Genomic DNA, 13098 nt, shown 5'->3' with positions numbered 1-13098 from the left:
GGGAACCTCCCGTCCCGGCACGGACGCGGGTGAAGCACCGTTTCCGCATGATGGGGGCCGTACTGCTGATGGGAGTCTGCGGCTGCGGACCCGCCGTACCGCCGTCGGCCACCGAGGAACAGGCTCCGAGCGTCCCTCCCGGAATCGGCCCGTCGGAGACGCCCCCACCCATGCCCTCTCCCGTTCGGAAGGCCGAAACGCCTTTCGAACGGGCCTATCCCCGGGCCAGGGTCCTGTGGATCCCTGCCAAGGACACGATGTCCCGTTCCGTCGTCGGCACCCTGCCCGACGGGCGGCTCATCGTCCGCAAGTTCTCCCGGTACCTCCCGTACCTCGACCACATCGACATCCTCGACCCTGTCACCGGCCGCAGCACGCTGTTGCAACGCAAGAACAGGGAGTCGTACACCGTCGCCGCAGCGGCGCACGGTACCCGCGTGGTAAAGCTCCTCGGAAACGACGAGCCGGGCGGATGGATTCTTGAGATCACCGACATGCGCACCGGCCTGACCCTGCAGGTGCTGAACACCTGGGGCGTTCCCGGGGGGCACTGCGGGACCGGCTGGCGATACCCCGTCGACCTGCAGTTCCATCGGGGTGAGCTCTACTTCTCCAGGTGCGTCACCGGCGCCACCGCAGACGTGGGCGTCTACCGCATGGGTCCCGGCGACAGGACTCCCCGGCTGTGGCTGCGCGGACTGTACGACATCGCCTGGGAGGGCGACACCTTCCTCGCGAGGTCCCCTGTCGTGGCGGATTCGTCGGATCCGGGGGAGTTCACCGGCTCGCCGCCGTCCCGCTACGGCCCGGACGGGGCCAGGCGCGGCGCTCCCGATCCGGCCTCGTACATCGCCCAGGTGGACAGGGACCGGGATCGCCTGGAGTACCACGACGGCACCGTCGCGGGCATGAGCCCGGGTGCCAAGAACGTCGGCATCTCGCAGCACGGGCGCTTCGCGGCGTGGCGTGAGGGCGGGACCGGATGGCTTCTCGACGCACGGACACGGACCGCGGTGCGCCTGCCGGGCAGGAAGACGGACAAGGTGAGCATCTCCAATGCCCGGTACCTCCATTGGGAGACGGCGGACGGCTACCACGTCCTGGACCTGAAGGCCCTGAACAACCGAGGTTGAGCGTCCTCCTCTCCGGCGGAAAAGCGGAGCCGGGCCGTGCGACCGGGCTCTCGACAGGAACGCCCCCTCTTTCCTCCGCGGAACTCACTTGGTCCAGACGCTCTGGGCTCCGCTATGGCCCGCCCGCACTATGGCGACGGTGCCTCCCACACCGCCGATCAGGGCCAAGATCACCAGGACGATCATCGCGCCGGCGTGCCATCGCGGTCGCGTACCGATGCCTTCGTGGGGTGGGTGCCCGCCGTGTCCCATGAACCGGGTCGCCAGGGAGAGGCCCAGCGCGGCCAGCCAGAGCACGATGACGAACGGCAACACCTGCTTGCTCTGCTCCTCGTGGGCCTCGATGAGCGCGTTCTCCCCGATCGTGTCCGCCAACGTCTCGCCGCTGTTGATCGACAGCGGCACGGCGATCAGCGCGATGGTGGCGACGAACAGCACCGCCGGCCACAGCCGACGCGCCGCTGCGGGCCAGAACGCCATCAAGATGGTGCCGAGCGCCGCGAGCGGCAGGCACACGACGGCGGCGTGCACGACCAGCGGGTGCAGGGGCAGGCCGAAGAACATGTCCGTCTCCTGTCTCGCGCGACGCCGGGCGCCGGATCGCGACTGACGAGAAGCGCCGATGGCCGCGGACGGTGCCGACGGCCATGGCCTCTGGCATCGATCGGCCGGAGCCTTGTCATCTCCTCACGGCGAGTCCGCCGCCGGAGACTGCTCGGGAAGCCGATCCAGCGCCCGCTGGAAGGCGCGGGCGTGTCCGGCCTCGTCCTCGGCGTTGTTCGAGAAACGTTCGGCCGCCTGGCTGTCGCCCGCCGCCTCGGCGCGCTTGGCGAAGGTCGGGTACATGGTCCGGGACTCGTACCGTTCGCCGGCGATGGCCTTGGTCAGGTTGGCGTGCGTGCTGCCGACCAGCCCGGCCAGCTTGGCCTCATCGGCGAAGTGCTCGTGCAGCTCCACGTCGGAGGTGCCACGGAACAGTTTCGCCAGGGCCGGGTCCTTGGCGTGCTCGGCGTACTGCTGGTACTTGGCGTACGCGAGCGCCTCACCATGCATGGCCGTGTCCAGATCGGTCCTGGTCTGCCGTGCGCGGACCTCGGGCGGCCCTTGCGGGACCCGAACCTCATCGGCCTTCGGCGGCTTCGGCACCCTGCCCCGGCCGGACTCGACGGCGCGCAGCGCGGTGCCGAACGCCCGCGCGTGCTTGCCTTCGTCACGGGCGATCTCCGAGAAGCGGGCGGCCGCCCGGCTGTCGCCGCCGGCCTTGGCCTGCTGCGCGAAGCCGGGATACATCTGCCGGGACTCGTAGGCCTCCCCGGCCGTCGCGGCACGCAGGTTCTCGGCGTCGCTGCCGACCAGGCCGCTCAGCGCGGCCGCCTCCTTGAAGTGTTCGCCCAATTCGACGTCGGCGGTGTGTTCGAACAGGCGGGCCACCGACGGCAGCCTCTCCCGCTGGGCCTGAGCTGCGTACAGGCGGTAGGAGGCGTTGGCGAACGCCTCACCGCGCATCGACTGTTCGAGGTCCTTCTGGGTTTGCGGGCTCGATGGGTCCACCGGTGAGGCGGAAGCGGCGAGCGCGCCGCCGATGGGCGTGCTCAGTGCGATGGTGAACGCGCCGGTGGCTAGTGCGCGTGCGAACAAGGTGATCATTTCGACCTCCCCGCCTGGTGCGGCTGTCTCCTGCTCATCACGGGAGGACTTACCTAGACCAGATGGTTGATAACGGTCGTTCTGGCAAAAACAGGTGAAGCATGCGGGTCGGATGCAAAGCACGACCCATGCGCGGGGCGAAGCGCCCCGGAGAGTTGCATGTCGGAGACTCTCCGTGACATGGCTTGGGCGAGTCACCTCCGGGAAGACGAGTCACCCCTGGGAAACCGAAAGCCGAGTGCCGAGCATCCGGCCGCCGCGAAAGTCGACCCGGGCGGCGCCAGAGGGTTCGGCCCGCGGTTGGGGCCCACGTGAAGGGCGCGCGGCTCCGGATGGACGCTCCGGCCGGGGCCGACGGACCTGCCTGTCGGCTGATCAAAAGGCGAGGTTACCGTGGAAGAACGGGAGGCTACCGTAGAAGTAGGTGTCGAATCGGCGTTGGGGGGACGCATGAAGCGACGCTCCATGAAGACCGCGATGGCCGCCGGGGCATTCCTTGCCGCCATCACCACGGGTTCGGGGTCCACTGCTGCGGCCATGACATCTCCACCGATGCCGTCCCCGATTCCTTCCTCTAAGGGCCCGCAGCCAACATGCCCGGGCATGGGGCAGATGCATCTCGTTACCAGCGAGTACGACTACCTGTCACAGATGGTGCCGCACCATGAGGACGCCATCACCGCAGCCCGGCAACTGCGGCGTTCCAACAGGCCCGAGATGCGGCAGCTCGGGCAGTCCATCGTCACGACGCAGACTGCCGAGGTCGGCAAGATGAAGGGTTGGCTGGAGCGGTGGTACCGGCAGAGCCCCGCGCCGAGCCCGAGCGGGACCACGATGCCGGACCTGTCGGGGCTTTCGGGAGATCAGCTCGACAAGACGTTCCTGCACTACATGATCCCGCACCACATGATGGCGATCATGATGTCGCAGCAGCTCCTCATGCACGGTGAGGCGCAGCATGCCGAGGTCGCCGCCTTCGCCCGCAAGGTGCGCGACGACCAGTGGGCGGAGGTCCGAACGATGCGGGAGCACCTGGCCCGGTGGTTCGGGAAGCAGAACATGCCCTGCATCCCGCAAGTGCCCGGCATGCCCGGCATGATGCCAGGACCTCACATGCCCGGCATGACGCCGGGACCGCATATGGGAACACCTGGCCGGCCCGCGCCCGCAGAGCCCTCGCCGACAGGAACCTGACTCAGGGGACATCTGCGCCTCGCCTTGCCCGCGACGCTCACCACGGACGCCAGACGCCTGATGGCACACCTTCGGCGTCCGGACTGCCGCGGGAACCTCACCGCCTCCGACGAACCGACGAGCGCGACCACTGGTGCGATGACCACGAACGTTCGCGGGGTTCGCCGGCCACACGGCTCGGATCCGAGGGCGGCCCCGTCGCGCGCTGCCTTCCGTTCCGGAACCAACACAGAAATATTTATTGTGCACTGAGTTCACGATACGCTTTACTCGTGATGCAGGTTCACCCCGGCAGGGGGGCCGCGACGGCCTCACCCTCCGGGTGCGTCTCGCACGGCCTCCCATCGCGATCACCAGCCGAGCCTTTACGAGGACCCCGACTTGCCAACGGTTTCCCGCACACGAAGACGAGGTGTCCCGAGCAACAGCACCACCCCGGAGGAGGTAAAGGATCTTCGCCAGCCGATCGTCGGAGCAGGGCATGTCGTCGGATCGGGTGGCCGAAGCGCTGGACGCGAGCCGCGAATCGGTGTTCCGGCGGAAACGCCAGGCGCGGGAGGGCGGTACCGAGGCGCCGCGGATCAAGGAGGCGCCGGGCCGGCCGCGGCGGCGCCGGGCGGTCCGTGAGGTGGTGGCCGATGAGCACGAGTCAGCCATGGCCGCACACCGCGGCATGCGCCGACCACAAAAGCGCCCCGGCATCGCCCAGGCCCTCTTCACCGGCTCACACCTGGCCTACATCAACCCGTATCGCCGATGCCTCAAAACTTATAGGTCGGCCCAGTACCAGATAAGTACACATGTCACAGAACTCCCAATAACCACCTTACAAGTACATAAGTAGTGAGCCGGTGCCGACTTTCCGCCAGGTCACGACAATCACAGGAATATTGCCCCATCTTTTAGAGCAAGCCGGACAATATGCAATATATCCACACTGATAACCATCTAACCTGGCCCCCACATATTCCAGGGTGTAGCTTCTAGCAGCTTCACATCGATGACTCAAGGCGCTTAATCCGTGATAAATGATCAAATTCCCGCCAGGTGGCCCATCGGCACCCTCATGGACAGACTCAGCCCGGAGGAGCGAGCGGAACTTCTGGGTCTCGTACCGTCGTCCCCTCGGCAGGCCGGCGAACCACTCATATACCAAGGAGACCGAGAGAGGTCCGAGGTCTATCTACTGAGGTCCGTCCCAGGCCAGCGGCTCACGGCGTGCGTGAAGGTGACGGCCTACTTGGAATCGGGTGGAGCGGCCATACTGGGCATCCGCGTCAGCGGCGATGTGGTCGGTGAGCTGGCGGCTCGATGCCTACGCGCCGATAAAGACCGGAAACTCTGTCCCTCGACCGTGAGCCCTGCTGTAGACACCACGGCGACCCAGCATGCGGATCGTCCAGCCCTGTCAACGGATCAGTAAGGCCCGGGCCGACCGGCTCCGGAGTGATACTCCTGCACCCGGGTGTACTGATCCACCCAGAACGCGTCCTTCTCACTCTTCGAAGCGCGCGGCCGGAGCAGCTCAAGCTCTGTCGCCAGGGCGTAGAAACCGCCGCCCGGGTCGGCTCCTCCCTTGTGTGTGACGAGTGCCGAGATCATCAGCTTGGTTTCCGGGTAAGTCCTCTCCACGATCAGACCCAGGAGATATCCGATTCCGGCTCGCTCGTCAGGCCGCCCGAAGTCGAAGCGGGGAAGGCCGGTTCGCCGTACTGAGCCGATCATAAGTTCTGGGACTTTTGAGAAGACCGGATGGTGAGCCGTCCCTGCTGGAGCGGCAGAGAATGTCCTGACGTTCGTGGAACTTGATCAGCGGTCCGACGGTCAAGCGATGTTCTCGTTGTAACAGTCCGGGCTGGGATTCCGCGTCATGGCATGCCGGTCGAGAGCGGCGCGGAGTCCGGGTAGGCACATGTGGCCGTTGACACGACGGAACTGTTTGGTGGCCTCGGCCATGCCGGCCGCGCACCAGCGCAGCGCCATCGGGCCGTCCTTCCAGTTCTTGACGTTGACGGCGTGGTCGCGGCAGATCGAGATCATCGACTCGATGGGATTGGTCGAGCGCAGGGTGCGCGCCGGCATTGGCAGTCCGTCCAGGAGGACCTGACGAAAGTCAGGTGAGGTCCGGCCGATCGTACGCTGTGTGGCCCTCCGCCCGGCTCCTAGCGTTCGTCCCATGTGGACGAAGACCTCTCAGAAGACCTCTCAAGGACCTTCTCAAGGACCCTCGACGGTGATGGGAAAAGTCGCGGCGATCATCGGTGTGTCGCTCGCGATGGGGGTGACGACCGCGAGTGCCCTCGCGCGAGCGCCGGAGAGCGGCGGGCTGAGCGCGACCGCGATCGACCACCACATGCGCGACTACATCGAGCGGACCCGGCTGCCCGGCGCCCTGATCGCGGTCACCAGGGGCGACCAGGTCGTGTACGCCGCGGGTTACGGCCACACGGCCGGTGGCGAGGCGATCACGAAGGACACGCCGATGCCGCTCGCCTCGGTCTCCAAGTCGTTCACGGCCCTGGCGGCGTTGCACCTCGCCGACCAGGGCAGGATCAGCCTGGACGACCCCGTCCGGAAGCACCTGCCCGAGTTCGCCATGGCCGATCCACGCGCGGGGAGGATCACCGTGCGGGAGCTGCTCCAGCAGACCTCGGGGATGAGCGACCAGACCTTCCCCGAGCTGACGCTCCCCGCGGCGGACACTCTCGAAGGCGCCGTCGCGATGCTGCGAACCGCCCCGCTCGCCACCGACCCGGGCACCAGGAAGATCTACCACAACCCCAACTACTCCCTCGCGGCACGGCTCGTCGAGGTGGTGGCCGGGGTGCCGTTCGGCGACTACATGGCCACCACCGTCTTCGGCCCGCTCGGCATGACGTCCACCAGGACGGTGAACACCACCTTGGACCTCCCCGGCGCGGGCGAGGGGTACGTTCGCGCCTACGGCCAGGTCGTCAGGCGTTCCCATCCGAAGTGGTTCGTCAACGGCGCCTACGGCGTCGTCAGCACCGCCGGCGACATGGCCAAGTGGCTGATCACGCAGAACGGCGGCGACCAGGTCTTCCCCAGGGAGACCGTCAGGATCGCCCAGACCGCGTCCGGCGTGGGCGGTAGCGGCTACGGCATGGGATGGGACACCGGGAGGACCGCCGGGGGAGCGCCCCGGCTCCGGCACACCGGCTGGCTGCTCACCCACAACTCCGCGCAGACCCTCCTGCCCGCGAGCGGATACGGCATCGCCGTCGTCACCAACACCGGGATGATCTCCGGTGACGACGCGGTCATCCTCACCGACGGCCTGGTCGACATCATCGAGGGCCGCCCCGACGCGGGCACCGTACCCTTCAGCATGACCGCGGACCCCTGGCTGGGCGGCCTGGCGCTGCTCAACCTCGGGCTCGGCCTCGTGGGGGTCCACCGCGCCCGAGGTTGGGCCCGCCGCCGTACGGGCCGCCCCGTGTGGCGCCTGGTCGTACGGCTGGTCCCCTACGCGCTGCCGATCGCGCTCTTCGCCGGCCTCGCCGATCTGATTGGCTTCGTGATGAATCGGGTGGGCACGCTGGATCAGATCACCTACGTCTGGCTCGCGCTGTACGTCTGGGCCGCCACCGGCGCGCTCGCCGCGGCCGCCGTCGTCTCCTCCCGTCTCGTCCACATCGTCCTCGTCCGTCGCACGGGCACCTCCGCCCCTCACCCCGTGGGGTAGCGTGCCTGCGTGGCCTGGCGGTACACGGAAGAACGAAGGCGCGGTACACGGAAGAACGAAGGCGGGGCCGATGATCCGAGTGCTGCTGGCGGACGACGAGGCGATGATCCGGGCCGGCATCCGAGCGATCCTCACCACGGCCGACGGCATCGAGGTCGTCGCCGAGGCCGCCGACGGGCACCAGGCCGTCGACCTCGCCCTGGGACACCGCCCGGACATCTGCCTGCTCGACATCCGGATGCCGCGGCTCGACGGGCTCCAGGCCGCGGCCGAGCTGCGCCGGGTCCTCCCCGAGACCGCCGTCGTGATGCTCACGACCTTCTCCGAGGACGAGTACATCGCGAGCGCGCTCGGCTCCGGCGCGGCCGGCTTTCTCCTCAAGTCGGGCGACCCACGAGAGCTGATCGCCGGCGTCCGGGCCGTCGCCGAAGGCGGCGCCTATCTCTCCCCCACCGTCGCGCGGCGGGTCATCACCCGCCTCGGTACGCGGCGGTTCGACAGGCAGGCCATCGCCCACGCCCGCGTACGGGAGCTCACCGCCCGCGAGCGCGAGGTCCTCGCCCTGGTCGGGGCCGGCCTGTCCAACGCCGAGATCGCCCGGCGCCTGAACGTCGTCGAAGGCACGGTCAAGGGGTACGTCAGCCAGATCCTCGCCCGTCTCGACCTCAGGAACCGGGTGCAGGCCGCGATCCTCGCGTACGAGGCGGGCCTCGTTCCCGACGAGGAGTCCTCAGAGGCGTCGGTGCGCGGACATGGGCGGTCCTGAGCCCATGCGCGGCGTGCCCGGCCGGCTTTCCCGTCTCTTCGACCTTGGACTGTGGCTGACGGTGTGCGTGCCGCCGGTCACGGCGGCCGTCTCCCTTCAGGGGCGGGACGTGATGACGGCTGCCGTGGGCGTCCCGCTGCTGGGGGCCGCGGTGGCACTGAGCCGGAGATGGCCGCTGGCGGCGCTGGCCGTACCGGTGGCGTTGAGCCTCGCCCTGGACACGCGGATGTCGACCCCTCTGTACTGGACGGCGCTGGTGCTCCTCGGCTACCTGGCGGGGCAGCGGATGGCGAGTGCGCGTCCGGCGCTGTGGTTCTTCGGGGCCGTCGCCACCGCCGGGCTGCCACTGTGCGCGCTCGTCCTGCGGGACCTGTGGGCCTGGCCCATGCAACTGCTGACGCTGCTGCTCACGGTGGGGTTGCCGTGGTTGCTCGGCCGCTACCGCCGCCAGTACGCCGAACTGGTCGGTACGGGCTGGCGGCTCGCCGACCGGCTGGAGCGCGAGCAGCAGGCCGTCGCCGACCGCGCCCGTATCCGGGAACGGGCCCGCATCGCGGGCGACATGCACGACTCCCTCGGCCACGACCTGACCCTGATCGCGGTACGGGCCGGTGCCCTGGAGCTCGATCCCGGGCTGGACGCCCGGCAGCAGGCGGCCGTCGGCGAACTGCGGGAGGCCGCCGGGGCCGCGACCGAACGCCTCCGGGAGATCATCGGCGTGTTGCGCACGGACGACGAGCGTCCGCCCAGGGTCCCATCCGCTGAGAACGCCGAGGCCCTGGTCGAACGCGTGCGGGACTCCGGGGTCACGGTCACCTCGGAACGCCTGGACGACACGGACGACCTGCCGCCCATGGTCGGCCTCGCCGTCCACCGCGTGCTCCAGGAAGCCCTGACGAACGCCGCCAAACACGCACCGGGCACGGCTGTACACGTCCGGCTCGTCAGGGACGGGGCGATCCTCGGCCTCAGCGTGGTCAACGACCCGGCCACGGTGGCCCCGCTGCCGGGCGTGGCCTCGGGCGGCTCGGGGCTGGTGGGACTCGACGAGCGGGTACGTCTCGCGGGTGGCACGCTGCGCACCGGTTCGACCCCCGAGGGCGGCTTCGAGGTCGTCGCCGAACTGCCAATCACCGGTGGCACGACCCCGCGCGCCGCCACCCGCTCGTCCCCTCCCACCGTCTCCGCCGGGGAACTGGCTCGTGCTCGACGGCAGGTGCGGCGCCGGCTGGTGCAGGCCATCGTGGTACCTCTCGCGGTGCTGGCCGGGATCTTCCTGCTCATGATCCCCATCAGCTTCGTCAGCTCCTCCTTCTCGGTCCTGGATCGGGACCGGTACGAGCAGCTGGAGGTAGGCGACGCGCGCGGCGACGTACGGTCCCGGCTGCCCGCGTTCACCAAGGACGGCCCGCCGGACAACGCCCCGCCCCCGCCTGGGGGTGAGGACTGTGTGTACTACAGCACGAGAACGGCCTCGACCGACGCCTACCGGTTGTGCTTCGCCGACGATCGTCTCGTTTCCAAGGCGATCGTCGGGGGTTCGCGGTGACGCACGGGGCCGCCTTCGTGATCGATCGGCTGACCCGGTGCCCGGGGCCGTACCGGGAACGGATCTCCAGCAGCCTGGCCTCCGCCTCGAACGGCAGGTCATCGATGGTGATGAGAACGACGAGCTCGACGACTTGCGGGTAATGTGCTGGTAGACCAGCGTGGACCGCGCGCTGGAGCGCACCGTGTGTCCGAGCGTCGATGGTCGGCTTCGCCCCTGAGGCTTCCCCCTGAGGCCTCCGCCCCGGGGCCTCCGCTTCGGCCAAACGGTCACGAAAGATCGAGAGACCCTTGAAACAGCGGACTTTCCTCGCCGCCCGCGTCGACCAGTGGTCACGAGAGCATCCCAGGCTGCTGGATCTGACACTGGCCGGCTTGATGTGGCTGGTTTTCGGCCCGTTGAGTGCCCTCGCGGGGCCGCTCGCCTTCCTCATCGCCACCGCGGCCATCCTCCCTCTCGCCGTACGGCGACGCTTCCCGACCGCGGTCCTCGCCTGGCTGGCCACGGTCTTCGCCGTCCAGCTCATGCTGGTGCCGGTTCCGTTGCCGGCCAACATCGCGCAGGCGATCGTCGTCTACACCGTCGCCGCACACGTCGCGTCTCTGCCGATTCGCCTGCTCGCCCTCGGTGCCGCGCTCACCGGTAGCGTGCTCGCCGGCTTCCGATGGAGCACCCCGCCGGAATACATGGCGAACGTGCTCACGAACGCCGTGTTCCTGGGGATCCTTTCCGTGCTGGTCTGGGTCATCGGCGATCTCGTCCGTGGCCGCCAGGCCAACGTGAGCGCACTGCGTGAGGCGAGTGCCCGGCTTGAGGAAAGCCGGTTGCAGCGGGAGCGGTTCGTCGCGCAACAGCAACGTGTCGTCGCGGCACGGGAGATCCACGACATCGTGGCCCACTCTCTCACCGTCATGATCGTGCAGGCTGACGGCGCCGAGTACGCCGCCGAGCACGCGCGGCCCTGGGATCGCGCGGACGCGGGAAAGGTCTTCGCCACGATCGGGCGTACCGCGCGTTCGGCCCTCACCGAGGTGCGTGGCGTCATCGAGGTTCTCCGCGACACCGACGCCGACACCGAAACCGACGCTGACACCGGTGGGCCGGAGGAGCCGCACGGGGCCGGGCTGGGAATCGCCGAGCTGCGGCGGCTCGTGGACTCGGTACGGGCGGCGGGACTCGCCGTGGACGTCGACGCCGAGCCGGCCGTGTTCGACGATGTTCCTGCTGCTATACGATTCGCTGTGCTCCGCGTCGTCCGGGAGTCACTGACGAACGTGTTGAAGCACGCCGGCCCGCATGCCACGGCGCACGTGGTCGCCGCGAGGAAACAGGGATGGATCATGGTTCGAGTCGAGGACGACGGCGTCGGCGTCCGCCGCGCCGACGCGATCGCGGACCACGTTTCCGAACCCGGCTACGGCCTCGACGGCATGCGGGAGCGTTTGCGCGTCCTGGGCGGAGTGCTGGAGGCAGGTCCACGCCGTGGCGGCGGATTCGTGATCGACGCCGCGACCCCCGTCACCGTTCCATCGCCTTCCGCGCGACCCGCGGGCCTCGCCACCCCGTCGGGCGGCACAGGGCGAAGCGGCGAGTGATGAGCCCCGACCGCCTCATCCGCGTCTTCCTGGTGGACGACCAGGAGCTGGTGCGGACCGGGTTCGGGATGATTCTCGACGCCACCCCGGATCTTCGGGTCGTCGGATCGGCCGCCGACGGGCAGACGGCCCTCGACGCCCTGCGCCGGCCCGAGCACCGGGCGGACGTCGTCTTGATGGACATTCGCATGCCGGGCATCGACGGCGTGGAAACCACCCGTCGGCTGCTGGCCGCACCCGACCCGCCACACGTCGTCATGCTGACGACGTTCGACGACGACGAGCTTCTCGTCGCCGCCCTTCGAGCCGGAGCGGCCGGGTTCCTGCTCAAGGACGCGGGCGCGGCGGAACTGCTGGCGGCGATCCGGGCGGCCGCCGCCGGGGAGGCGCCTGTCGCGCCGAGGCTCGTACGTCGCCTGATCGACTCGTTCGTCCTCGCGCCGCCGACGGCCGCGTCCGCCGAGCAGCCGCCAGCCACCGCGCCCAGGCTGGAACGTCTCACCACCCGCGAACGCGAGATCCTCGCCTCGGTCGGTCTGGGACTCACCAACGCGGAGATCGCCGCGCGGCTGCAGCTGGCGGAGTCGACCGTCAAGACGCACTTCGGCTCGGTGCTGCGCAAGCTCGAACTACGCGACCGTGTTCAGGCGGTCATCCTCGCACGGACGCAGGGGCTGACCGGCGACTCGCGGCCGACCGGCTGATCCCGATCGCGAGAACACAGGCCGTCGTGCCGACGAGCACGAACAGCCCGGTGTCACCGGCCAGGTACTCGCGCACCACCACGGGCCGCTCAGTCGAGATCGCGTACTCCAGCAACAAGGCGAAGGTGGCGTTGTGCGCGAAGTGGGCCAGCACCACCGGCCACACGCTCCCTGACATGACACGCAGGTACCCGAAGAGGAACGAGAACGCGATCACCGAACCACTGAACAGCAGGAGCACCAGGCCACGGTTCCCTTCGCTGTGGTAGTACGGCGTGAACAGGATGTACGACAGATGCCAGGCGACCCAGACCAGCCCGACGACGAGCATCGCCCAGCGTTCGCCCAGGAACGCGAGCCGTGGCTGCAGGTAGCCCCGCCAGCCGATCTCTTCGGCGAACGCCAGGATCGGCCCGGTGATGGACAAAGCGATCACCGACTGCAACCAGTCTCCCTGCGGCGCGGAGAACCGGGCGAAGCCGAGCGCGACGGTGCCCGCGGTGGCGAGCAGGCAGACACCGGCGGTGGTGGCGACCGCGAGCGGCCAGGTCCGCAGGCCGAGCCGCCCCATGCCGAGCCGGCGCCATCCGTCTCTGGAGTACCCCTCTCGCGTGATGACGAGCAGCATCGCCATCACGACGAGCAGTGGTGACAGGGCGAGGACGAGCCCCCCGGCGATGTTGGCGGTGCCCAGCGAGATCGTGAGCGTCAGGACGATGAAAACGATCGACGTAGTGCGATCGGAGAGCCGTTCGAACACGGACAGACCTTCTTTCGGAGAACCGGTCCGGCCCAGTGTTCAAG

Annotated in this window: 12 protein-coding genes and 1 pseudogene; 8 read left to right on the top strand and 5 right to left on the bottom strand. The window is 68.8% G+C overall.

The features are described 5' to 3' along the window. Nucleotides 1–257 precede the first annotated feature (257 nt). A complete protein-coding gene (locus ACFFRH_RS19250) occupies nt 258–1133 on the top strand; it encodes a hypothetical protein (RefSeq protein WP_344743498.1) in 876 nt (291 codons plus the stop codon). 84 nt (nt 1134–1217) lie between these two features. Here ACFFRH_RS19250 and ACFFRH_RS19245 read toward each other — a convergent pair whose 3' ends face one another. Beyond that, on the bottom strand, nt 1218–1697 hold the full coding sequence (locus ACFFRH_RS19245; RefSeq protein WP_344743497.1) for a hypothetical protein: 480 nt from the start codon (nt 1695–1697) through the stop codon (nt 1218–1220). 123 nt (nt 1698–1820) lie between these two features. Next, nucleotides 1821–2780, bottom strand: coding sequence for a ferritin family protein (locus ACFFRH_RS19240; protein WP_344743496.1), 960 nt, complete (start codon nt 2778–2780; stop codon nt 1821–1823). Between the two features lie 612 nt (nt 2781–3392). Between ACFFRH_RS19240 and ACFFRH_RS19235 the strand changes: the two genes are divergently transcribed. Together ACFFRH_RS19235 and ACFFRH_RS19230 are read left to right on the top strand one after the other, a co-directional pair. After that, nucleotides 3393–3974, top strand: a complete 582-nt coding sequence (locus ACFFRH_RS19235) for a DUF305 domain-containing protein (protein ID WP_386158271.1) — start codon at nt 3393–3395, stop codon at nt 3972–3974. A gap of 496 nt (nt 3975–4470) precedes the next feature. Next, nucleotides 4471–4818 (top strand): hypothetical protein, encoded by a 348-nt coding sequence (locus ACFFRH_RS19230; protein WP_344743494.1) that lies wholly within the window; start codon nt 4471–4473, stop codon nt 4816–4818. A 572-nt stretch (nt 4819–5390) separates the two neighbouring features. Here ACFFRH_RS19230 and ACFFRH_RS19225 read toward each other — a convergent pair. Further along, entirely contained in the window at nt 5391–5699 is a 309-nt protein-coding gene (locus tag ACFFRH_RS19225) for a hypothetical protein (protein WP_386158268.1), read from the bottom strand. A gap of 99 nt (nt 5700–5798) precedes the next feature. After that, nucleotides 5799–6113, bottom strand: a pseudogene (locus ACFFRH_RS19220) (IS256 family transposase); the annotation flags it as partial. Nucleotides 6114–6210: 97 nt separating this feature from the next. Here ACFFRH_RS19220 and ACFFRH_RS19215 point away from each other — a divergent pair. From ACFFRH_RS19215 to ACFFRH_RS19195, 5 genes are all read left to right on the top strand, one after another. Further along, entirely contained in the window at nt 6211–7680 is a 1470-nt protein-coding gene (locus ACFFRH_RS19215; RefSeq protein WP_344743586.1) for a serine hydrolase domain-containing protein, read from the top strand. A gap of 70 nt (nt 7681–7750) precedes the next feature. Then, nucleotides 7751–8446, top strand: a complete 696-nt coding sequence (locus tag ACFFRH_RS19210) for a response regulator (RefSeq protein ID WP_344743493.1) — start codon at nt 7751–7753, stop codon at nt 8444–8446. After that, nucleotides 8433–9995, top strand: coding sequence for a sensor histidine kinase (locus tag ACFFRH_RS19205; protein ID WP_344743492.1), 1563 nt, complete (start codon nt 8433–8435; stop codon nt 9993–9995). The genes ACFFRH_RS19210 and ACFFRH_RS19205 overlap by 14 nt, the downstream gene beginning before the upstream one ends. A gap of 290 nt (nt 9996–10285) precedes the next feature. Continuing rightward, entirely contained in the window at nt 10286–11590 is a 1305-nt protein-coding gene (locus tag ACFFRH_RS19200) for a sensor histidine kinase (protein WP_344743491.1), read from the top strand. Then, nucleotides 11590–12294 carry a response regulator gene (locus ACFFRH_RS19195; protein ID WP_344743490.1) on the top strand — a complete coding sequence of 235 codons (705 nt, stop codon included), beginning with the start codon at nt 11590–11592 and terminating at the stop codon, nt 12292–12294. Before ACFFRH_RS19200 ends, ACFFRH_RS19195 begins: the two co-directional genes overlap by 1 nt. On the opposite strand, the gene ACFFRH_RS19190 is transcribed toward ACFFRH_RS19195, so the two are convergent. Next, nucleotides 12242–13054 (bottom strand): CPBP family intramembrane glutamic endopeptidase, encoded by an 813-nt coding sequence (locus ACFFRH_RS19190; RefSeq protein ID WP_344743489.1) that lies wholly within the window; start codon nt 13052–13054, stop codon nt 12242–12244. The two genes, ACFFRH_RS19195 and ACFFRH_RS19190, sit on opposite strands and share 53 nt — an antisense overlap. Nucleotides 13055–13098: the final 44 nt, after the last annotated feature.

The organism is Streptosporangium vulgare, from assembly GCF_042428775.1.
GTDB classification, from domain to species: Bacteria; Actinomycetota; Actinomycetes; order Streptosporangiales; family Streptosporangiaceae; genus Streptosporangium; species Streptosporangium vulgare.
Note: the sequence above shows the minus strand (reverse complement) of the source record. Positions and strands in the feature narration are given on the sequence as shown.

Coding starts and splice junctions, on each gene's coding strand:
- ACFFRH_RS19250 (WP_344743498.1), top strand. CDS start 258: ATGTCCCGTTCCGTCGTCGGCACCCTGCCCGACGGGCGGCTCATCGTC.
- ACFFRH_RS19245 (WP_344743497.1), bottom strand. CDS start 1,697: ATGTTCTTCGGCCTGCCCCTGCACCCGCTGGTCGTGCACGCCGCCGTC.
- ACFFRH_RS19240 (WP_344743496.1), bottom strand. CDS start 2,780: ATGATCACCTTGTTCGCACGCGCACTAGCCACCGGCGCGTTCACCATC.
- ACFFRH_RS19235 (WP_386158271.1), top strand. CDS start 3,393: ATGCATCTCGTTACCAGCGAGTACGACTACCTGTCACAGATGGTGCCG.
- ACFFRH_RS19225 (WP_386158268.1), bottom strand. CDS start 5,699: ATGATCGGCTCAGTACGGCGAACCGGCCTTCCCCGCTTCGACTTCGGG.
- ACFFRH_RS19215 (WP_344743586.1), top strand. CDS start 6,211: ATGGGAAAAGTCGCGGCGATCATCGGTGTGTCGCTCGCGATGGGGGTG.
- ACFFRH_RS19210 (WP_344743493.1), top strand. CDS start 7,751: ATGATCCGAGTGCTGCTGGCGGACGACGAGGCGATGATCCGGGCCGGC.
- ACFFRH_RS19205 (WP_344743492.1), top strand. CDS start 8,433: ATGGGCGGTCCTGAGCCCATGCGCGGCGTGCCCGGCCGGCTTTCCCGT.
- ACFFRH_RS19195 (WP_344743490.1), top strand. CDS start 11,590: ATGAGCCCCGACCGCCTCATCCGCGTCTTCCTGGTGGACGACCAGGAG.